Here is a 23,105-nt window from a genome sequence, read left to right on the forward strand (position 1 = left end):
AATAATGAAGATATAGTCTATTCCCTACTAAATATCAGGAAACTGAGGGTATGTAATTACTATATTACAAAAGAAATATCACATATCTCGTATGCAAGCATTATTAGATGATTTAGGTTCTGCAAAATCAATGTACAGAGACATGTACGAAACATCTAAGAATAGTTCCGGAAGTGCAATGCGAGAAAATGAAATTTACATGCGTTCACTCGAAGCACGAATTGCATTGACACGAGTTGAATTTGAAAAGTTAGCAGTATCAATAGGAGACGCCTTTCTCACAGATGGCATGGTGACATTTCTTCAATTAGCTTCAGGTGGATTAGGTACTATAACTAGTCTTGTAAATGGAGTTGGGTTACTCCCTATCGTTTTAGGCACTGCAGGTATGGCAACATTCGCTTTATCTAATAACTTTAGAACATTAAGCGCTAACGTTGGCAGCTCTATTATTTCATTGCTTGGATTTAGAGGTGCTGCAACAGCTACTACCACTGCAACTAATCTTTTGACAGCGACATCTAGAGGATTAGAAGTGGCATGGAAAGGTTTAGGTATAGCGTTTAAAGGGTTCATATCTTCTTTAGGCGTAGGATTGCCTTTAGTTGCCATTGGCTTTGTTATTGAAAAACTAATGAGTAAGATGGGCGAAGCTCGTCAAAAAGCTGAAGAGTTAGAATCTGCTAATAAAGAAATGCTTAATTCGTATAGTCAAAATGCTACAGATATTGATGAGTTATCAAAGAAATATGAAGAACTAGAGAAAAAAATGGCATTATCTAATGTCGACTCTAAAACTATTAATGAATATCGGGATATCCAAAATGAAATTGGCACAAAGCTCCCTTCTTTGGTTACTGGTGAAGATTCCTACGGTAATAAATTAATAGGTACAAGTGACGCACTTAAAGTTAAGATTGACTTACTCAAACAACAATTAGAGATAGATAAACAAATAGCTGATGCTGAAGCAAATAAGAAGAGAAATGAAGATATCGATACTTATAATTCAGATATGAACTCAGCTAAAGACAAAATGCAAGGACGTTTACAGGTATTAGCAAATTATGATGATAACTCTTTAAAGTGGGCTAAAAAACTCGATGTACCAAAAGACGTTGTAATTAGACTTGTTAATGATGAAGGCGAACCATTATATAAAACTGCTGACGAAGTTGCTAAAAAATTAGATGAAGTTAAAACTAAGCACCTCGAAGCTAAAAATTCAGGCAACGATGGTTTAGTAGAGTACTACAGTAAATTATTATTCATGCTAGAAGAGACATATAAAGCTGTATTACCACATGAACTTGAGATGAATAAGTCAACTGCTAACCTAAAAACGCAATATATAGCATCATTAAATGCCATGATTAGTACAAATTCATCATTGCAAGACTCTACAAAAGAAATGGCTCAAGTTTTCTCATCACAACTACTTTCAATGTCTGATTCTAGTAACATTAATGATCTAAAAAATGGTTTAGAAACACTATTCTCCTATAACGGTAATGACGAGTTATCTAGTAAAGCAAATGAGATAACTGCTAATATTTCTAAATCATTCAGTGATATGGCTAATGCTACAGAAGAAGATTTTGGAAAAACATCAACAAATGTTAAAGCTATGTTGGATGGTCTTCCAAAGCTTTTAAAAGATGTTATTAAAGACGAAGAAGACAGAAAAGCTGTAATGGATTTGCTTAACAAGACATATGAAAATGCAGTTGTACAGCATGAGAAAATAGCGAAAGCTGCAAAAGAAAGTGGAATAAGTTTTGAACAAGCTGCAGCTAACGCAGTTGAGTTCGGTGAAGGCGCAGAACAATCAGGTAACGCAGTATCAGAACTAGCCTCAAAAATGAGCGAATTCAAAGATGTAACTGAACAAATGGCAGGAGTATCTCAATCAGGAGTTGATGCATTAAACGACTTAATATGGCAGTACGACACACTATCCAATCAATTAGCAGGCTATACAGAACAACAACTTCAAGATATCTATGTTAAAGAAAATTTAACTGCAGAAGAACGCTCAGTTAAAAAAGTCTTAGATGATCGTGTAGCTATAATGAAGGAACTGTCAGGGATATACCCTGATTTACTTGGTAAAGATGGTAAAGCTATTGCCCTATCGGATGCGAAACGTAAAGCTATTGAACAAGAAACTAAAGCTAATGAGGTTCTTCTTAAAGCAAATAAGCTTTCTCGCGACGGTAAACTGAGTGCAGACCAAGACGCAATGTTATCTAGTACTAGAAAAACTATGCGTGTAATAGAAGATATAAAAAAAGAAATCGCAGCCTTAAATGTTTTACAAAAAGCTTTACAGGATACGTACAATAAAGCTATGGAAAGCATGAAAGGTGGAGACCCAAACAGTTATACTTACGGTATGAAGGCTGCTCGAGCAGGTACATTACTTGGTCAAGCTCAATTTAAAACAAGTAATTATACATCTGAATTAGATGCTCTGCAAAATTCATTAAATACTAACATCGGTAAAATTGATAGTTTCTCTACTGCCATTGAAAACTCTTCTAAGTCTACTAGCAGTAATACTAAAGCTACAAAAGAGAACAATGCTGAAAAAGAAAAATCCATTTGGATTACTGATAAGTATAAGCAAAAATTAGAAGAACTTAATTTAGCAATTGAAAAGCAGCAAAAGTTACAATCTAAGTATCCCGAATGGTCTAAAGAATATAAGAAATCACTAGAATCTCAAATTAAGCTTGAGAAGGAAAAGCTAGCATTACAACAAAAGCAAGCTAAAGCTATACAATCTCAAATTGCTTCAGGTAAGATTCAGCAAACTGGTAGCGTTTCAAGTCCATCTACTTCGAACGGTAAGATTAATGGATATAGTGGTAAAATTACTTCTGGTTATGGAGAACGTTCAGATAATCATCGTGGCGTAGATATTGCTATGCCTAAAGGTACTCGTGTAGATGCTCCTGCGTCTGGTACAGTCATCAAAGCAGGTTCAGCAACATCAGAAACAAATGGCAAGAAGATGGACTGGACTTACGGCAACTTAGTAGTTATTGAAGATAAAAATGGAATTAGACATTTACTAGCACACTTAGATAGCACTCTAGTAAAAGTTGGCGATCAAGTAGAAGCAGGAACTCAAATCGGTAAGTCTGGTAGCTCTGGTCATTCTACAGGACCCCACTTACACTACGAACAAAATAATTCTAAAGGTCAAACAATTAATCCTACTGCTACTTTAAATTCTATTCGTTCTGGTAATGGTACGGTAACCTCCTCTGCTTCTAGTCAACAAGCTGTAGTTTGGAATTATTTCAAAAATAAAGGTTTAAATGATAAAGCTATCGCAGGACTTATGGGTAATATTCAACAGGAATCAGGCTTTAATTCAAGTGCTGTCAATAAGTCTTCAGGAGCGTCAGGTATTTTCCAATGGCTAGGTGGGCGTAAAACAGGACTACAAGATTACGCTAAATCAGTAGGTAAATCTTGGACTGATATGCAAGTTCAATTGGACTATGCTTGGAAAGAGTTGCAATCTACTGAGAAAAAGTCTTTAGCATCTTTACAAAGAAATGATTTATCATCTTCCCAACATGCATCTGAATTTGAGAGATTATTTGAACGTTCTGGTGGTTCTGCTGTTGGTAAACGTCAAGACTATGCTAACCAATATTATAATCAATTTGCAGGCACTAATGGCGGTGCAGGAATTGGTATTGATACTTCTCAGCAGGCTATTGACCAAGCTAAATCAGATTTACTGTCACTACAGGGAGACGCTCTCAATACTCAATCTATCATTGATAATTTGAATGAAGAATTAGTTAAATCTAATCTCGCATATTACGATCATCTTATTGATGGCGTAGACCGTTCTATTCAGATGTCTAATATTCTCGCATCTCAACAATCGGAGCATTCAAAGGCGTATCGGGATGAGTTAGAAAAAGAAACTAAGCATCTAAAGTATAAGCAAACTTTACTGCATAACGAAGCTAACTTTATTCGTAATCAACTTAAACGTAAAGATTTGTCCCCTGCTTTAAAAGGTGAATTGACTACTCAACTAAGTGAATTATCATTGGCTTGGTGGGATGTTGCTGAAAGCATAAAAGATGTAAATGAGAAGATTCAAAATAGTAAAGTTGAATCATACATCGCAAAGTATGATGAGTTACGTCAAATACAAGATAAGACTATTAGCTATGAAAAAGCTAAACTTGAAGAATTGGATACTTCTTCCGCTAGATATGTGAAAACTCTTGCAAGTATAAACAATGCGATGAGAGAAAAACAAAACTCTAATCGCTACGAATTAACTCAATTAACTGCTCTAATAAACAAAAATGAGTTGCAAGGTGACGCTTTAGAGTATGCTAAAAACCGTATAGAAGAATTGACACTAAGTATTAAAGAATTACAGATTGAAATTCAAGATGGAGATTATGATATTTTAATTAATATTAAAACTCAATCTGATGAAAAAATTGGCATAATGGAATCTGCAATTAATCAAGCTGAAGCAATTCGTAAAATGTTTGATGAAGGCTCTGCTGATTACGTCAAATATACGAAAGTTATTCTTGCAGAATATGAAAAAATGGCTAAACAGCATTTAGCAACTAGAGACGCTTTAGTTGCAGAATTACAGCAGCGTGATGTTAAGGCTGAACGTATTAAGGAAATTAACAAGCTAATGGCAGAGGAACATCTAGCTTATGTAAATGCTACCCTATCCATCAAAGAGTATACAAAACAAGTTGAGGAAGCTAATAAATCGCAACTTGAAAGTGTTGCAGATAAAGCTATCAATGCATATAAAGAATACATTCAAGAGCGTAGAGATGAGCATATAAAGACTCTTGATGATGAAATTAAGCATGAAAATGAAAAGCACGAGCAAATCATGAAAAATCTTAATGATGAAATGGATTTGTTTAGAAAGAACGTTGAAGATAAGCTAAGACTTATTGATCGTCAAGAAGCTCAACGAAGTTATGACATGGAAATTTCAGACTTAGAAAAAGAGCGTAATAATGTTCAAAGCCAATTTGACGAATTAGCTTTAGATAATTCACATGAAGGTAAAGCTAAACGTAAAAAGTTAAAAGAACAATTAGATGAAATTGACAAGCAAATTGAAGAAAAACGTCATAGTCGTGAAGTCGAATTACGTAAAGAATCTTTAAACGATGCCTTAGAAGCTAAAGAAGAAGAAGTAAATGAAAAAATTGAACTTCAAGATAAAGAGCACGAAAATGTAATCAATAAGATTAATCGTGAAAAAGAATATTGGGAGAAGCATTACAAAGATTTACTTAATGATGAACGAAAATTTGCCGAAATGAGAGAGGCAATTCTTTCTGGTCATTTTGAGAAAATTGATGCTGAATTTCAAGAATATGTTCAAAAAATGATTAATACTATGCCACTTTTAGAAGATTCTCTAGACGGTACTATGGTAGCTGTCGGAACTTCTATTAGACAAAATGTAATTGATAATTTAAACGAAGCACTTAAATTAATTGATGAATTTAATGATAGTCAAAAAGCATCTGATAATGGTTCATTCAACTTCAATCCTTATGACGGTAATCAAGTTCAAACATCTAATGGCAATCTATCTCAGGGTGATTTACAAGTATTATTAGGTAAATTCTTATTTGACAACGTTGCTCCTAACACATCTGGCAGTGAAAAAGATAATATTCGTCAAATGGCAGAAAAATTGGCTGAGCAAGGTCGAAAAAATGGCAGCACTCAATTCACTAAAGATGACGTTAATTTTAATGATTCCATTAAAGGTCTTACTCAAGCCGATATGGACGCTTTATATGAATACTTTGATAGTAGTAAAGGAATGTTAGGCGGTAATTATGATAGTTTTATTGAGCAGTTTATAAGTAGTATTTCTGGCAATAAACATGAATCTACGAATGATGGAAGTTTATCTAAAGCAGATATGCAAGTTATGCTAGGTAAATTTATTTATGAAAAATTAGTACCTGATACATCGTTGAGCGCTAATACTAAAACAGCATTAAAAGCAAAAGCTGACGGCGTTGCCAAACAAGGTCGAAACGGTGGTTCAAAGATTTCAGAAAATGTGACATTCGATGCTATAAAGAGTACATACACTTCTGGACAAGTCAATCAAATGAAGTCATTCTTTGACTCCAATTTAGGTATGATTGATAATGCTAAAACTAGAGAGCTAATGCAAAGAAAGATAGCTTCGCTTGATACTGGTGGATTTATGAATTGGAATGGAACAGGTATCGATGGTAAAGGTGGTAAAGCCATCATAGCTCATCCAAATGAAATTATGTTGAATAAAGTTGATACCAAAGGATTCTTTGATTCAATTAATGTAATGGATAAGGTCATGAGCAACCTATCCCCTTTCCTATCAAAATTCGCACCTGCACAAAAAACATCTCCTGTTGTTAGTGGAGATACATATGGTGACATCAAAATAAACTTCAATATTGATAAAATGAATGGTGACAAAAATGACTTAAGTCGATTCAATAAAATGATTGACGATGATTTATTACGTAGAAAAGGAGTGAGAAAGTAATGTTGGAGTCTATTCATTTTATGTACGACAACATCTCATCGAAAGATATGGGTGTTAAAATTGCTTGGTCTAAAGGTGGATTATATGAAGAGATCTTTCTCCCTACACGTAAAATAATTGAAAAAAAAGTAGCTAATAACGAGAAACCTTACTTTCAGAGAGTGGAACATGAACCACTCTCTTTTAGTTTGTCTTTTTATTTAGAAAGTTGGGTTGAAGATAAGGATATAAGGAAAATTACACGTTGGTTATTTCAGCCATATTACAAACCTTTAGTTTTGGAAAGTAATCCAAACAGAGTGTTCAACGCTCTTGTTGAAGGCGATTCTAAATTGCTACATAACGGTTTAAAACAAGGTCATGTTGAATTTAACATTAGATGTGACTCACCTTATACCTATTCACATGAACATGTATTTAATAACTTAGAATTTAGAGATTCTAATGTAGGTTATCAAATTGTTGATGATGTGAGTACATTCGAACAAGGAAGTTTTATCAATACAAAAATCACATCTAATGGATTAACTATTGATAAAGTAGACAACTCTTGGGGAGCGTTATATCCCAACGTAAAGAGATGGGGTGAATTATAAATATGGAAACTACAGATCAACTTGATTTAAATATTACAACTGAGTCATCTTTTAGTGACGATGATATAAAACAGACAATTGTGAGTTATGGAGACAATTTTAAAAAAATAGAACAATACATGAAGAATTCCACCAACTCTATAGAAGATTTGAGTGACAATAAACTTTACAAAGTTGGTCATATACTATGGAATAAAACTCCAGTAATCACCTCATTTGTCGGATGGGTTGTAACTAGAGAAGGGATTCAAGCTAAAAATTGGCTGCCTAATAAAAATTACAGTATAGGCAATTTAGTAAAACCTCCTGTAGATAATGGTGGATTATATGAATGTGTTGTAGATGGTAAAAGTTCAACCACTCCTCCTACCTTCCTTACTGTATTAGATCAAGAGTTTTATGAAGTAACTGGTTCAACTTGGCGCAATGAATTCAACTATGAAGTAGGAAATTTAGTATTCCCTACAAATGGTAACAAGACACACTATTACATATGCGAAACAGCAGGCTATTCCTCCCCTACTGAACCTGAATGGGCGTCTATCAAAAACGATACTGCATTTGTAGATGGTTCAGTTGTATGGCGAAAGGCTAAAAATATTATTTGGAAAAGGGTCGGAACTAATTGCGAATTTAGACCATTTGGAAAAATAGAATAGGAGTTTTTAGAATGAAATGGAGTTCTTTAATAAATTCAACAGGTTCTTATATTTCTAAAAGCTATGAGATATCCAATGTTTCTTCTAAGTATTTAACTACAATACTTTCGAATATTATAAATATACATAATCAAGAAGTCCAATTTCACTATTCAGTTTCCTACGATTATGAAAATTGGACTTCTTGGAAGCCAATAAACTTTAACGATAATGACTTATTGAATGGACTTTCATTAGATGGATTAATTTTCAGATACAGAATTGTTATGAATGCAAAAAAAAATAATGAAAAACCCTATGTCCAATCTTTCTCTATCTCATTTGACCCTTATGAGTCGTTAGAAAATTTAGGTGATTTTGAAATAAAGCCTAAGCTGTGGATTAGGAAGAAGAATGGAAATGGTACTGTTGAGGTTACTAATATGAATACAAATCAAAAAATGATTATTGAAAATCTCATAGATAATGAAGAAGTTTTCATAGATTGTCAAAAAGAAGATATAGTTTCTGATAGGAAAAGTCTAGGAGTATATAGATTCGATGACCATAATGATGAGTATTTGAGATTAGTAATTGGTGATAATTTCTTAAAAGGTAAAGGAGATTTTGACATGGATATTAGACATCGATACGTCTTTATTCAAGAATGAGATGAGGTGATGATTACTTGAAACTAGGCGAAATAGATTACAATTTAAAACCAGATAATGCTAGGATTTTCCTTTGTAGACCTGACAAGAAAACAATAGCTAGAATTAGTGAAGCTTATGATATCAATTACAGCACTAAAGTACCAGTTTTAAATGAATTATCATTTAAGATACCTACTGTACTAATTGAAGATGGAATTCCTGTTGATAACAAAAATATTGATAAAATAAAAAACAGATATCTTTTTAAGTTGAAATTCGGCAATGTCACAGAATATTTTCTAATTAATGAATCTAATAAATCATATAGCGAAGATGAGTATATTGAGTTCACTTCTCTATCCCTTGGTGTTCAGTTAAGCGATAAGAATATAAGACAATTTGAAGTTGTCAGTAAAACTTTATCTCAAGTAACAAATGAAATTCTGTCGTCAGTAAACACAAAATGGAAATTAGGATATGTAGACAGTTACTTCGAAGAAATTTACCGAAGTTATGAAGTTGCCTCAAATAATGTTTTAGAAATTATTTATGATCTAGCTAATGTTTGGAATGCATTAATTGTATGGGATTCAGTTGAGTATAAAATAAACTTTTATAAACCTGATAACATCGGTAAGGATAAAGGTTTTTACATAAGAGATGGCAAATATTTAGAGTCATTTAATTTAGCTACAAATACAATTGATACTATTACACGTTTAAAAGTTTATGGTCAAGATGGTTTATCAATACATAGATTAAATCCAACTGGACAATCGTATCTAGAAGATTATAGATATTACCTCCACCCCTTCAAACGTGAAGATGAAGTTGTTATTAGTCATTCGATACATTTAAGTGACAGTTTATGCATTGCTTTAGAAGATTATAAAGTATTAGTGGAATCTTTATCTGAGAAGTTTACCAACTTAACTACAATGGTCACTACGCAAAAATCTATAGTTCAAACAGAAGAACAAAAACTAAGCGCCTTGAATACTCAAAGAATAATTATCGAGGACGAATTAGATTTATCCAATGCTAACTTTCAATCATCCTCCCATAACCATCGGGATATTATCCAAAGATTAGAAGAAAAAAGAGCAGAAATATCAACTCAAGAAGCATTCATTAGAGAATTAAGATACCAACTTGCTAATTATGAAGATGAATTAAACGATTTGAGGGATCATTTAGCTAGGGAGAATAATTTTACTGTTGAACAATTAGAAGAGTTATCAGATTTTGAAATTGAAAAGGAATATACAAATGACTCTATTGTAGATGATGAAGACTTGATTGAAGAAGGATATGAAGTATTTAGAAAATATCTAGAACCAAAAATAAAATTAGATATGAATTTAATTGATTTTCTATCTATAGTTGAATGTCAAAATGATTGGGATAAATTAGGCTTAGGAGATATCATAAGAGTTAGATATGATAGATTGCAAGTAAATGTTAAAGCAAAGATTACTGAGATTACTCATGATTTTGAAAATGAAAGTATCTCAGTCGTTATTGAAAATGAATTTGATGAAGGTAACAATTGGTTAGAACAATTAAATAAAGCAGGTAATACCTCCACAATAGTCCAGATGGATAAGTGGAAATGGAATTTATCTGAAGAGAATAACGGTGCTATCAATGACATCATCAATAATGAATGGGATGCTTTAAAAAATGCTGTAATGGCAGGTTACAATCAGAAGATCGAAATAAGTGAACGTGGGATTATTGTGAGAGACTTGGAAGATCCTTTAAGTTGGCTTGTTATTCAAAACGGATTTTTAGCCATAACTAATGATGATGGACAGTCTTGGAAGCACGCAATTTCAAAACACGGCGTATTTGGCGAGCGCATTTTCGGAAAAATAATTTCTGGAGTCAACTTAATTATCGAAGATGAATCAGGGATATGGCTAACACAAGGATCAAGGACTACAATTTATAATCGTTATGGTGATGAAGTGATGCATTTAGGATTAGTTTCAGAGAACAAAAAAGACGAAAACGGAAACTTAATTCCACAAGAAAACGAATGTTTTGGACTCGTATCTCAGAATCATATCACCAGAGTTGCACTGACAACATGTGAAGGTTTTTCAGTTAGCAAAAAAGATGGCGATGACTGGAAAAAGGTATTGTGGGCTAATACAGATGGTACGTTATATTCTCGAAACATGGTGGCTGAGAATATTAAAATTGTAAATAATTTAGATGAAGTCATCTTAGACGCAGAGAATGATTACTTTAATATTGGCTTATTTGATAAAATTGTTGCTGATGGTAAATTGACGACACTTGAAAAATTAGAGTTGATTAAAGAGCTGTATAAAATCCATTCCGATTACAAATTACTTCTTCAGCAAGCACAGAAATACATAAGAAGCGATAGAGACAATGTTACTGATGTAGATTCAGAATTTGATACAAAAACACAAACCTTCCCTACCGTTTACTCTACCACTGACAAATATTCAACAAGTGCTTTAAAAAATGCTTACTTAGAGTTAATGACTTATATTTCAAACTATATAAAAGTCATAAATAACGGTTATTTAGAATCAGAAAGCTTAAATATAGATATGTCTGACCCACTTACTGAATCCACGAGTTCAATTGACGATCGTGGTTTTTTTGTGCAGAAATTTAAAGATTACTATGATGAAGCTACTCGTCTACGTCAAGCAATTGAAGACTCCCTATTCTACTCTGGTATTCAAATGGGATCGTACAACAATAATCTTATTATGAATGATTTTGGTTTTATTGCTGTTCGAAGTGATGGTAAATATCGAGCGTACCTTAATGCAACGAATGGTTTAGCTCTTCAAAAATGGGAAAATGGGAAATGGACTAGTAAACTATTTGCAACTTTAGGTGACTCTAAATGGGAAGATGGCACACTTTATGCGGAAGGATTGGTAACAAAAAATCTTCGTATTGTTGATGGTGATTTGGGTGACTCAATTATACTTGACTGGAAAGATGGTATTACTATTTTTGGTGATCCTGATGGAGATGGAGTCAAAGAATCAGTAACTAGATTAAACGGTAATGTCGGAATATCTATCCATGTGAATAATGATAAAAAGTTTTGGGTTGGTATTGATGGTAGATTATATGCTAAAGACATTACTACTCATAATTTAAAAATTGTTGATGGTAAACTAGGTGAAAAGATTATCTTTGACCATGAGAAAGGCATTACTATCAATGGAAATAACGGTGAACAAATTCGCCTAAATGCTAACGAAGGCATAGCTATTGACGTAAAAAAAGAGCCTAGATTTTGGATAAATAAAGATGGAAACTTGTATGCACGAAAACTGTTTATTATGAACGGTGAGTTGGATGAATCTATTTTAGAGTCTTTGGATAAGGACGATAGCTTTATTTCTGATTTAACTGTTACGAGATTAAGAACATACGATAAGGATGATCCTTACAACTATGTTCATATAAAACAAAAATTCTTAAGATTTATGACAAGATTTGATTTAAAAAATCCTTCATCAGAACAAGCGAAATACGAAATGTACTTTGAAGGTTCTGGTGTGGAAGCCTACCCTGTTGCTATTTGGGGTACAGGTTCGGGAGCTAACACTGATTATAATAAAGCTAAACAATATAAAACTCCAAATGGATTCTTTACTGAGTATGTAGACGAATATGGTGAAAAACATTCCGTTAACTTAACAACTGATAGAGAAAAATCTATAGAACTTAATTCACCTAGAACTATTTCCCTCAAAGGCGGTAGTGGAAGTATTACAATGAATAACTCTAAATTAGAACTATCCTTTGGCAGCAATGTAATATCTATGACTACTAATGGTATAAAAATAAATGGTAATCGTATCGACATTAACTAAGGAGGTTATTATATGGCTTTGATTACACTAAATGGAGCATCTATAAATCAATCAACTGCTAACTCTCACATTAGTACTGAAAGATACATTCAGACAGGTACTCAATGTACATCATGGGACGATGATGGCTATTGTACTAATCGTGAACCTGTCTATAGTTGGGTTGGAGGCTATAGTGCTAACGCTACGATTAATGGAACTGTAAAAGCAAAACAATCCAATGTATTTATTCAAGGGAAAAATCCTGCTCTACTTGGAGACAGTACAGTTGAATCGGATTCTTATAGCCTGTCATCGAATGAACGTTATGCAGGCGGACAGCATAATAATGCTAATGGAAAAGTGTCCAGTGGAAACAGTAAAAATGTTTATATTGGCGGAGTTTTAGTAGCAACTAAAGATTCTACAATTCAAACACATGCAAATACTAGTACAACTGTAAAAGATGGGTTCAGTGCTAATGTTTATATTGGAGGATAGAAAGAAGGTGATAAATTGTCACTACCTATAAATTATTTAGAATTTAATAATCCTATTCATATCTTATGGCGTAGTGGATTGCCAAATGATCCATTTATAGACCGTTTAGATATTGTTCGTGTAGTGAATCAACGTGTCTTTTTATTAGAAATTCCTGATGAGATGTTTAGGGTAAGGATCACAGGTATGTTTGAAATTAACTACGATAAGTTTATGAAGTACAACTTAGATAAAAATGAATTCTACGTAGATTACACAAATGGATTTGTTTACTTTCATGTGTCAAAAGAAGCTGAAACAATGTCAATAGTATATAAAGGAAGAGGTTTAATCCTCTACCCTTCTACTCGAATTGCACATTACGATGGATCTGATTCGACAGAGACGCTGCATGAAATCATAGAAAAAAGCAAATCACAAGTTCAAGAATTAATTGATAGAACGGATAATTACGAAGAGTATTTGAACAATCTTGTCATTGCTATAAATAATTCAAATCATGCAACTGATCAAGCATTGATTGCTACTCAAAAAGCTAATGATGCTGCAGAGTTAGTTAAGGACGGTTATGAAACAACAGTCTTAATCTATCAGCCATACGTCAATACATATGATGAAATTGCTAGTAAATTCCCCTACCCTGAGGTTGGATGGACAACTCAAGTATTTGATACAGGTATACGTTATAGATGGAACGGAAAAGAATGGACTCCTATTGATGCTCTTGGTGGAAATGTCCCACTTGCAAGTGAAATTATTAATGGATTGATGAGCAAAGAACAATTTACCAAAGTAAAAAATATAACTAAATTTGTTAATGAAAGAGCAATTGTATTCTTTATTCCAAAAGATGTTTTACAAGGCGTGCAAGACCCAGAGTTTGAGTTTGAATGGGATGGTGAAATAATCGATGTTAAAGCAAAGGTTTCTTTTAAAGGACAACAACCTACTCCAGTTCAAATACAGAAATCCTCGAATTTTAAAGATTGGGTTGATGTTACAGACAACCCACTAACAATTGATGCAGATAACCATCGCAACAATAAAGAATTTAAATTAATTAATACAAAAGTTAAAGAAGGTGATGTATTTAGATTATACGTCCCTTCTTTTAATGTCGATGCTCAAACTTTAACTGTGAATGTGAAAATTGCATTGAACGACTCTCTAAATTAATTTAATAAAAGATGACTATTATTTAAATAAATACATAAGAAAGAAGGAATTTTAATGAGTGAAAGACCTATAGTTTCTTGGTACGAAGGTACAAATACTACAGCTACAGAAGTAAAAACTACAGTTAACTATGGTACGGTAGATGCATTTTCAGACTCTCCTCAGAAAACATACTTTATCTGGAATAATCGTGGAGGTACAAAAGACTGTTCAAAAATGGAAGATGTTAAATTTACTACTCGTGATCGTAATGGTGGTGATGGTAGTAGTGCAGGCAATATTGTAGAGGCAGTTCGTGATAACTGGTTTAGAGCTAGGGTTGATAGTCTAAATGAACAAGTGTTCACTCCTGTCGGCAAAGGTGGAGTTGGGACAGAAAATCCATCCGGTACGAAGTTTTTAGGTACAAATGGAACTACTACAAATATTCATTCAAGTACAGCTTCAGTATGGATAAAAGAAACTAAATTAACTATAGATGCGTATGTTAAACCTACTGTTGATAATGGTTTTATTTACAAAGCTGTCAATGCAGGTGAAACAGGTGCAACTGAACCAAGTTGGCTTACTGAAGAAGGAAAATCTGTATTCGATAATGGAGTCGAATTTGTTGCTATTAAAATTGATAAAAAACCAAACGCAAAAGAAATTTTAGGGCTAGCAAACAACACTAAAGCCGATGGCAGTAATGCAAATTTAGCAGGAGGAAACTTTGTACAAGTTACTGTATTTGCAAAAGTTCCTATCGATGCTTCTGCGGGGAAGAACACATTACTTAAAAGAGCAACTTTTTCGTACGTTTAATTAATAAAATACATAATACAACTTAGGGTTAGAGGATTATTCCTCTTCCCTATTTTTTTAATTAAAAATACTCAATACAATGAGGTGCATATAAATGATATTTTCAAATTCAAATAATTTACAAGCAATTGGCATCCCTTTTAATTGGAATGCTGATTATGCAAATGGTAAAAATTATGCTGAGTATGACCTACTTACGCATAAAAAAAATGATTTTTATTTAATACAGAAAAGTCAGGTTATACGTTTCGGTTTGTTTGGTCAAAGATTGAAGTTTTTCTTTGAGATGTCTGATGGCTCATTCTATTTACATGGTAGAAGAATAGAAATTGGCTATGAAGATGAAAATGGAGAAACATATTATTTAACATCAAACTTTAGAGACAAAGACCTTATTACATATAAAATAGCATCTACTGATTTTAGTAGTAAACAAGGGTTACAAAATACTAATATTGAATCGATTAATTTCGGATATAAAACAATTTACAATAAAAATGATGTGGAATTATTCTTCCAACCAGTAGTATCCCTCCCCTTTAATCAAAGTGCATTCATTGAAGTTAAATTGACATCCAATAAAAATTTGAATGGTCATATAATTTTTAAATCTAGAGGGATTGAAGTAGAACGCTTCTATGCCCCATTAGAAGCTAATGTGTCAGGTCAAATTAATTGGACTATTAAATAACTCAAGAAAGGAGTGCACTCTATGTCAACTGTAGGTGGTAATTTAGAAAAGAAAGAGATAGGATTACCTATTGGTGTTTCAGGAACTCACAATAACACAGAGATTGATAAAGTTACAGGATTCTTACGATTAGCTCAAACTGATATTGATGGTAGTGGAAAATCTATATATGTAGAAGAAGGCTCTTGGACTTCAGATGTTATTAATCTCGAAGATAAATTTCAGGACTTTGACAAAGTGTTTACAAATAATATAAATAATGGATCAAGTTCAATCGCTGTATTAACAAGAGTATCAGATGATGGCTACAATTGGTCGGATTGGATCGCTATTGCGGAAGATGGGGCTATTCAGTCTGAAACTAAACAATATATTCAAGTGAGAATTGATATATTTGCAGGATTTGTTACTGACCACTTTGTAATTTCAAATTCAGATTTTGAGAATAATGAGTTTGTTGAAAAGTTTAATGACATTAAACTAAAGCGTGAGTATCAATATGATATGAATTTAGATTCAAAATGGTCAGATACAGGAAGTTTACACAGTAAAAAAATCACTCGTAATGAATGGTTGAGGATTGATAGTTTAGAAGTATCTATTGATAAATAATAAAATGACTTTAATATAAAAGGAGGAAATGATTTGCCTATAGTAAATTTATGGTATGAAACTAATATGACTTCTGATACTTCACCTGCACCATTAGTTGCTAGTGCTAGTTCTTCAAATAGTGCAAGACCATCCTACCTATCATTTAGAGACTCTACAGTAAACACTTGGCAATCTGCTACCTTCAATGGAGCAGGAAGTAGCTCTTGGATAAAATTAAACTTTGGAGAACCTAAAAATGTTAACAAGATAAGAATGTGGAAAAACACAGGTTTAGCTTTAGCTTATCATCCATCTTATATATATATTGAAGGTTCAAATGATGATTTAACATTTAATGTTTTACACCATACAGGCTCATTAAATTGGACTGATGTTATCGAACTTACTTTTGAGAACGATGATGCTTATCAATTTATTAGAGTGCGTATTACTAACACACCTAACAGCACTCTAACTACAATTGGAAGAATATTATTTGGATATAATGGATTTGAACCTATTGATAAAACACTTATTTTAAATGATGGTGAGTATAAGAAATGGGATTCTAAGTATAAGCACGATTCTTTAGAAATGCCAGAAAATGATTTAGTTCTATCTACAACTTCAGCAGTCACAAGAGTAAATCATATAAAATTTGATAGTAACTTTATATTGCAAAAAATAGGATACAAAACAGAAGGTTCTAATAGTTTAACTCTTAAGATATATGAAAAAGACTCCCAAAAACTAGTATTTTCAATGCCTGTAAGTATCACAAAGGGTTGGAATTATATAAGTATTTCAGATGTAGAATTGCTAAAAAATAAAGACTATTTAATTGGGTTTTATGGCACAAACATCTATGGATATAAAACTCCTACAACCATTCCGATATCAATGGTTTCATCAAACCATTATATTAATGGGACAGTGTTTGGTAGGTACGATGCTTCAGGAGATTCATTTCCAACTACACTAAATAATACAACAGCCTTAATGATGAGTTTTGAAGGAACAGCAGTATCTGAGAGTGGCAGCAATTGGATGTCAGTGAGCACTACCACTCCTACTCTACAACAATTCCTAGAGCAAGGAGTGGATTCGTTATCTCCTCTATTTGACCGTAAAATTACAGTTTTAGAACCTATGGCGATGTCTAATAAAAATGAAATTTTATTGAGTGAGGAAGGAAAGGTATTTAGTAAGACAATTGACTTGAAAAAATATTTTGATATTAGAAGTATAAGAACTGAGGTGAAGTGATATGACAACAGTCCCTATAACATGGGATACCATAAACAAGGGCACTACTGTAACACTATCAAATGACAATTTAACTGCTATTATACCAAATAGAACAAAGACAGTAAGAGCTACTGTAGGAAAAATTACTGGCAAATGGTATTGGGAAGTGTATCTTGATGCATTAAACACAAATGGTGGTATGGTAGGTATTGTCAATTCAAAAGTAGATTTAAATGCAGACGTCCTAGCCACGAGAGATAATGTTAGATATATTTATTCAGCTGATGGCAATAAATATCCTGAGAATACAGCCTACAGCTCTTCTTATAAAGCAGGAGATACTATAGGTGTAGCATTAGATTTAGATAATGACACATTAGGATTTTATAAAAATGGAGTGTTTCTAGGCATTTCACACACCAATATTAAACTCTTGGGCGAGGTTTATCCTGCTGTGAGTAGTGGTGGTAGTTCAGTAGGAAATACGAATACAGTCAACTTTGGTGCAACATCATTTAAATATACAATTCCAAAAGGATATATGGCTTACAATAAGCAAAGTAAAATACTGCTTCGATCTAATAGTAAAACATACTCGTTAGAGTCAATTAATGTTCAGTACGAAACTAAAATGACTTCTAATACTGCTCCCTCTCCATTAGTTGCTACAGCTAGCAGTATTTACTCTACCACATTTCCTGCGTGGAAAGCTTTTGATGGCATTACTAATGTATCATCTGGAGCCAATAACAATTGGGCTTCATCAGATAATCAGTTCCCCTGTTGGATTCAAATTAAATATGGTGAAAAAAAGCAAGTAAATGCATTTTATGTGTATCATATCAATGGAGGAAATGAGACTGCTAGATTAAAAAATTTTACATTGCAAGGCTCTGACAATGGAAATGATTGGGCAGATATAAAAACCTATAATGACGTTCAATGGTTAGATTATTATCAATTATTTTATATGGGCAAGATTGTAGACTATCTATATTATAGACTTTATATAAAAAGCAATTATGGATTCTCCAGGGTTTCTATAGCAGAGATTGCTTTCGGCTATATTGAACATATCGTCAATGATATTCCAGTTATATCACGAAACAATTTTATTAGTTATGGTCAAAATGAAATAAAAGAGCTGCATAGTATATATACTAATCAAAAATACATTCTACAAGAGGAATCATCTAAAAACTCAGAAGGATTATGGACGACTCAATTAGATAGAAAACCACTCAGCATTAGTTTTAATTAGTGCTGAGTTTTTATATTTCTTAATATAATAAGAAAGGAATGATTAAATGGCAACAATTGGTCAAGCTTTAGCCTCTCCTGAAAGTGGATGGAAAAGATATGATATTCCACTGGTTAGTGATGATATTTTTAAAATAAATGGAGACTATGGAAAGCTATTTGAGTCTTATTATTACAATGGTACAGCTATCTTTTTAAGCTCTACAAGTAGCAACTTACTCTTCTACTTTAAGGGAACAAGTTTAAGGGTAACTGGAAGTGCATATTCTACACAATCAATAGATTCGACCGTGAATATAGATGGTGATATACATGTTATTGGTATCAATGTACCAAACTCGCAATTTGTTGGTCAAGCGCTTTTATTAGACGTTCAAGGACTAGAAGATGAATTTCACAAAGTAGAAATAAAAAAAGGTGTCACTTTTAGCGATATAGTGTTGGATGCTGTTGATATTAATGAGAGTGGAGAATTTAGATTCCCTTATAAGAAACTAGCTTTGAAAAATCCAACAACAAGTGAATTGTACTCTTTATCAGATAACACTCTTATTCACCTTCCTAACAGCTCAGATAAAAACATGATTTTACATGGTATTGAACAAGATAAAGAGATTCAATTAGATGTGCCTTTTACTAAACATGATTGTGTTAATGAATCACCAGTTGTCAATGTGAGTGGAAAAGTGTTTACGCAGAATATTGGTAAAATTAATACTTTGAGTATTAAGGAGGTAGAAGAGAGCGATAACAAACCTATCTATACATGGTATAGCACTAATATGACAGCCAATAATATCCCTGCCCCATTTATAGCTAGTGCAAGCAGTGAATACAATACAACATATCAAGCTTGGAGAGCTTTTGATGGTATTACTAATGTCAACGCATGGCTAACAGTAGCCAATACTACGATAGGGTGGTTAAAATTAGATTTAGGACAAAAAAAGCCTATAAACATTTTTAAAATGACTTGTCGAGATGGTTCTACAGATGCAATCACAAAGGCTATGCCAAAAGACTTTGAGTTGTACGGCTCTAATGATGATTCAACATACAGTCTTTTAGGAGTATTTAACAATCAAGTTAAATGGTCATTCCTAGAAGAGAGAGTTTTTACTGTAAATAATAGCAATGAATATAGATATCTGAGATTAAATATTTTAAGCAATGGTGGGTTTACAGAATATTCAAATATAGGTGAGTTAATATATGGATTTAAAAGAGAGGTGTAATAAATGGCAACAACAGAACAATTAATGGCACAATATGGTGTTGCATGGTTTGGTTTTGATGAGCCTAGTGGAAACACATATGACAAACTAGGTAATGGTTATGTTGGAGAAATGATTAATATCCAAAGACCAGAGGGATGGAATGGTTCAGGTCATTCCGCATTATTTAATGGTACTTCTAGCGTGATGACTCAAACTACAGGCAAAAACGCACTCATGCCTTCTACTGAAGTGGCTATTAGACTTAAGTTTAAATGTGATGTAGTTAGAGCAACAGATATGTACTTGTTATCAACCTTAAGTTCCTATACCACACAAAAAGGAATGTCTATTGGCATAATAAATAATGGAAAAATTCATGTTGGATGGACTAATGCTGGTAATAAGTTCTGCTTCTTTTATAACTCTCCTGATAATTTTAATGATGGAAAATGGCATGATATGTTTCTATCATGGGATGGTAAGATTAATTCATTAGTGCATATTTTTATAGACGATATGACAAAACCAATTGTAGTATTAAGGTCTCAATTTGCTAATGATGGTCACACCTATCCCAATTTTAACTTAGGTAGGTCTGCTGGAGCTACAACTAGATGGTATGCTGGACAAATTGACGATTTACAAATTTACAATAAAGCACTTTCTCCTTCCGATTTTACACAAAAGCGTTTAGCAATAAAAACAGCAGACAATAAAAATATTACTCTACCATCTACTATGAATCGTATAAAAGAAATTCCAAATATAGAAGAAAATACACTGTTAACTCAAGGCAGAATAATAAAAGAAATAGACTCGGCAACAGATAGACTGCCAGTTGATTTAACCAAAGCTACAACTGAATATGAGTTAGTTAGCAACACTCAAGCAGCATTAAATTCAAATAAAGTATTTACTATTCCTTTATCGACAGATTTTAAAACAATTAACATAGAGGATAATTATTAAGTAAGGAGGTCAATACAATGGCTAACAGTAAGGACAATTTAAAAGCTTATGGAAAACATTTTATAGGTTTTGACGAGCCCAGTGGTAATGCAATGGATTCCATAGGTGGATATACAGGTACTTTGTATAACGCTCCTACTCGTGTGACAGGATGGAATGGTCAAGGAAGTGCTATGAATTTTAATGGTACTAATCAGTATGTAGAATTTAATAATCCTATTCTGAATTTTACTGACAGTTTTGCTATTAGATTTAAATTTATGGTAAGAAATACTGGAACTAATACTATAATGACCACTCAAAATGATGGTACGAGAGGGAAAGGTGTTAGAATAGAAGTTTATGACTCCAAAGTATTGTTTGTAGCTGGTGATGGCACTAACTATATAACAGGTCAAAACACTATCATTCAACCATATTCTATTGTAGTGAATGAGTGGTATGATTTTTTAGTGGAAAAAGATAAAAATAGCAATCTTGTAAAATTATATCTAAATGATTTGACAAGCCCTGTGTCAACTATTGAATTGAACGGTTTGATATATCACTCTACTAATTTGAGAGTCAGTAGAAATGGTAGTGGAACAAACTTTTTTAATGGATATATAGACAATATAGAAATTTATGATAGAGTAATCTCCCCTATTCCTGATAAATACCTAGTACAACACAACTCACAATATAAATATCATGATGGTGCTTCATGGAAAACTACTACACCAACAGAAGACAATTTTATTAAATATGGTATGTCTCAATTATCACAGATAACAGAACCACAGTGGAAAGAGCTATCTGGTAATAAGTCCTTAATGATGTGGACAGATTTTAAAAATAAGCAGTTTGCTAATGCTGTATTAAATAAAGAATCATTCACAGCTCAAGAGTTATTAGGCGATACACCACAAATGATTTATTACACAGACTCAGATACTTCACAAATAGTAGTAGAAACAGGCGTTGAACCTTATTCAGTGTATGACTACATCGGTGATTTACCTACTATAGTGGCTTATACAGAGTCTACAGAGGATATTGTAGTATCAACTAGCACTGAACCGTTTGATATCCATGATGAGTTTGGCGATGAAGTAGAAGTTCTTTACTATACAGATGATGAGGCTGTAACAAATGCTGATTTAATCTTGGATGCAAATTGGTCTCCTGTTGATGAGTTAGAAAGTGACTTTGAAGTGGTAACATGGACTGACGAATCCCCTGATACTGCTCAGAGAACACTTGAAGTGACGGCTATACCTAAGCCTCAATTCATTAAATTAGTGAATCCCAAACGCCTATACGGTTATTTAGACGATGTTTTTGTTAATGATATTTCTCAATCATACCGAGATGAGGCTAGATACTTTATTACAGGAGAAGATAATTCTAAATGGTATGTGTGGGATAAATCAAAGCAAACATACACGGCAGCAGACACCTCAACAGAAGAAGCAATTCTTAAAAATGGTATGAATTATCATGAGTTAAATAGCATCACTGATAAACAATGGAGAACTTGGGGAAAACAGTATTTAAATATAGGCGTTTTCCTTAAAGACAATCCTCGTGACACAATTGTTTCAGTTGTTGAAAGTGTATCTTACCAAGATTACCTTCCTCGAAATACGACAATTATTAAGGACACGAGCCTTTACATCATAAATACTACTGCAAAAATTGATATTGAATTTAATGGTAACATTCTCAAAGGCGTTCTAAGTGATCCTGACTTAACACGTGTTCAATATCGTGTACTGCTAAATGGTGGACACTTCTACCCTACTGATGGAAGTTTCACTAAACTAGGCGAATCACCTCAAAACATTGAATTAATTATTGGTAGTAAAGATGTTAAGATTGACGATTGGAATACCTTAAAAGTAGAGTTTCAAGATTTTTTTGGCACTACTGATTATTGGCAAACTAGCTTTATCGGTACATATTCAGGTCTTATGTTTAAAGATGTGTACGGTCAATATTTCTCTAGTGAGATTGGAGAAGTATTAAATTATCTTGATTTCGGTGTCATTATTGCAGGTCAAACCACTATCGAACATGAAGTAATACTGAAAAACCAATATGGTTATGATGTTAAGGATATTCATTTATCCGCAAATACATCTAATTTCCCTACAGGAATGGCAATGGAATTTAGTGAGAATTTAACTCCATTTATCCCCTACCCTGAGTTAAAGCTGAATAGGACACTTCAAAATAACGAAGAAATGTCATTCTTCATTAGACTAAAAACAGAATTAGGCGCAACGCCTGACGCTAACGGTTCATTTGACATTATCGTGAGAGCAGATAAAGCCTAATCACAA

General features: G+C 33.1%; 15 protein-coding genes. All 15 read left to right on the forward strand.

Annotated features, from left to right (window positions below):
- Positions 1-91 precede the first annotated feature (91 nt).
- The 15 genes from FJQ98_RS16800 (at position 92) to FJQ98_RS16870 (ending at position 23,099) form a co-directional block, all read left to right on the forward strand.
- Positions 92-6,577 (forward strand): phage tail tip lysozyme, encoded by a 6,486-nt coding sequence (locus FJQ98_RS16800; RefSeq protein WP_053595637.1) that lies wholly within the window; start codon positions 92-94, stop codon positions 6,575-6,577.
- Positions 6,577-7,173: a phage tail family protein gene (locus FJQ98_RS16805; protein WP_053595636.1), complete on the forward strand. Its 597-nt coding sequence runs from the start codon at positions 6,577-6,579 to the stop codon at positions 7,171-7,173. The genes FJQ98_RS16800 and FJQ98_RS16805 overlap by 1 nt, the downstream gene beginning before the upstream one ends.
- A gap of 2 nt (positions 7,174-7,175) precedes the next feature.
- Positions 7,176-7,832: a hypothetical protein gene (locus FJQ98_RS16810; protein ID WP_053595635.1), complete on the forward strand. Its 657-nt coding sequence runs from the start codon at positions 7,176-7,178 to the stop codon at positions 7,830-7,832.
- A gap of 11 nt (positions 7,833-7,843) precedes the next feature.
- On the forward strand, positions 7,844-8,482 hold the full coding sequence (locus tag FJQ98_RS16815; RefSeq protein WP_053595634.1) for a phage tail domain-containing protein: 639 nt from the start codon (positions 7,844-7,846) through the stop codon (positions 8,480-8,482).
- Positions 8,483-8,499: 17 nt separating this feature from the next.
- Positions 8,500-12,342 (forward strand): phage tail spike protein, encoded by a 3,843-nt coding sequence (locus FJQ98_RS16820; protein WP_053595633.1) that lies wholly within the window; start codon positions 8,500-8,502, stop codon positions 12,340-12,342.
- Between the two features lie 12 nt (positions 12,343-12,354).
- Positions 12,355-12,822, forward strand: a complete 468-nt coding sequence (locus tag FJQ98_RS26885; RefSeq protein ID WP_053595632.1) for a hypothetical protein — start codon at positions 12,355-12,357, stop codon at positions 12,820-12,822.
- Positions 12,823-12,837: 15 nt separating this feature from the next.
- Positions 12,838-13,998, forward strand: coding sequence for a hypothetical protein (locus tag FJQ98_RS16830; RefSeq protein ID WP_053595631.1), 1,161 nt, complete (start codon positions 12,838-12,840; stop codon positions 13,996-13,998).
- A 54-nt stretch (positions 13,999-14,052) separates the two neighbouring features.
- Complete coding sequence (locus FJQ98_RS16835) at positions 14,053-14,802, forward strand: hypothetical protein (protein WP_053595630.1); 750 nt, start codon at positions 14,053-14,055, stop codon at positions 14,800-14,802.
- 94 nt (positions 14,803-14,896) lie between these two features.
- Positions 14,897-15,493 (forward strand): hypothetical protein, encoded by a 597-nt coding sequence (locus tag FJQ98_RS16840; RefSeq protein ID WP_053595629.1) that lies wholly within the window; start codon positions 14,897-14,899, stop codon positions 15,491-15,493.
- Between the two features lie 21 nt (positions 15,494-15,514).
- Positions 15,515-16,105 carry a hypothetical protein gene (locus tag FJQ98_RS16845; protein WP_053595628.1) on the forward strand — a complete coding sequence of 197 codons (591 nt, stop codon included), beginning with the start codon at positions 15,515-15,517 and terminating at the stop codon, positions 16,103-16,105.
- Positions 16,106-16,138: 33 nt separating this feature from the next.
- Entirely contained in the window at positions 16,139-17,353 is a 1,215-nt protein-coding gene (locus FJQ98_RS16850; RefSeq protein ID WP_053595627.1) for a discoidin domain-containing protein, read from the forward strand.
- Between the two features lies 1 nt (position 17,354).
- Complete coding sequence (locus FJQ98_RS16855) at positions 17,355-18,596, forward strand: SPRY domain-containing protein (protein ID WP_053595626.1); 1,242 nt, start codon at positions 17,355-17,357, stop codon at positions 18,594-18,596.
- A gap of 46 nt (positions 18,597-18,642) precedes the next feature.
- Positions 18,643-19,830, forward strand: coding sequence for a discoidin domain-containing protein (locus tag FJQ98_RS16860; protein WP_053595625.1), 1,188 nt, complete (start codon positions 18,643-18,645; stop codon positions 19,828-19,830).
- Positions 19,831-19,833: 3 nt separating this feature from the next.
- Entirely contained in the window at positions 19,834-20,781 is a 948-nt protein-coding gene (locus tag FJQ98_RS16865; protein WP_053595624.1) for a LamG-like jellyroll fold domain-containing protein, read from the forward strand.
- 17 nt (positions 20,782-20,798) lie between these two features.
- On the forward strand, positions 20,799-23,099 hold the full coding sequence (locus FJQ98_RS16870) for a LamG domain-containing protein (RefSeq protein WP_053595623.1): 2,301 nt from the start codon (positions 20,799-20,801) through the stop codon (positions 23,097-23,099).
- Positions 23,100-23,105: the final 6 nt, after the last annotated feature.

The sequence above is a fragment of the Lysinibacillus agricola genome (genome assembly GCF_016638705.1).
Taxonomy (GTDB): Bacteria; Bacillota; Bacilli; order Bacillales_A; family Planococcaceae; genus Lysinibacillus; species Lysinibacillus agricola.

What these genes read in the sequence shown, in the direction of transcription:
- FJQ98_RS16865 (WP_053595624.1), top strand. Translation starts at nt 19,834, where the DNA reads ATGGCAACAACAGAACAATTAATGGCACAATATGGTGTTGCATGGTTT.
- FJQ98_RS16810 (WP_053595635.1), top strand. Translation starts at nt 7,176, where the DNA reads ATGGAAACTACAGATCAACTTGATTTAAATATTACAACTGAGTCATCT.
- FJQ98_RS16870 (WP_053595623.1), top strand. Translation starts at nt 20,799, where the DNA reads ATGGCTAACAGTAAGGACAATTTAAAAGCTTATGGAAAACATTTTATA.
- FJQ98_RS16805 (WP_053595636.1), top strand. Translation starts at nt 6,577, where the DNA reads ATGTTGGAGTCTATTCATTTTATGTACGACAACATCTCATCGAAAGAT.
- FJQ98_RS16835 (WP_053595630.1), top strand. Translation starts at nt 14,053, where the DNA reads ATGAGTGAAAGACCTATAGTTTCTTGGTACGAAGGTACAAATACTACA.
- FJQ98_RS16840 (WP_053595629.1), top strand. Translation starts at nt 14,897, where the DNA reads ATGATATTTTCAAATTCAAATAATTTACAAGCAATTGGCATCCCTTTT.
- FJQ98_RS16845 (WP_053595628.1), top strand. Translation starts at nt 15,515, where the DNA reads ATGTCAACTGTAGGTGGTAATTTAGAAAAGAAAGAGATAGGATTACCT.
- FJQ98_RS16800 (WP_053595637.1), top strand. Translation starts at nt 92, where the DNA reads ATGCAAGCATTATTAGATGATTTAGGTTCTGCAAAATCAATGTACAGA.
- FJQ98_RS16860 (WP_053595625.1), top strand. Translation starts at nt 18,643, where the DNA reads ATGGCAACAATTGGTCAAGCTTTAGCCTCTCCTGAAAGTGGATGGAAA.
- FJQ98_RS16855 (WP_053595626.1), top strand. Translation starts at nt 17,355, where the DNA reads ATGACAACAGTCCCTATAACATGGGATACCATAAACAAGGGCACTACT.
- FJQ98_RS26885 (WP_053595632.1), top strand. Translation starts at nt 12,355, where the DNA reads ATGGCTTTGATTACACTAAATGGAGCATCTATAAATCAATCAACTGCT.
- FJQ98_RS16815 (WP_053595634.1), top strand. Translation starts at nt 7,844, where the DNA reads ATGAAATGGAGTTCTTTAATAAATTCAACAGGTTCTTATATTTCTAAA.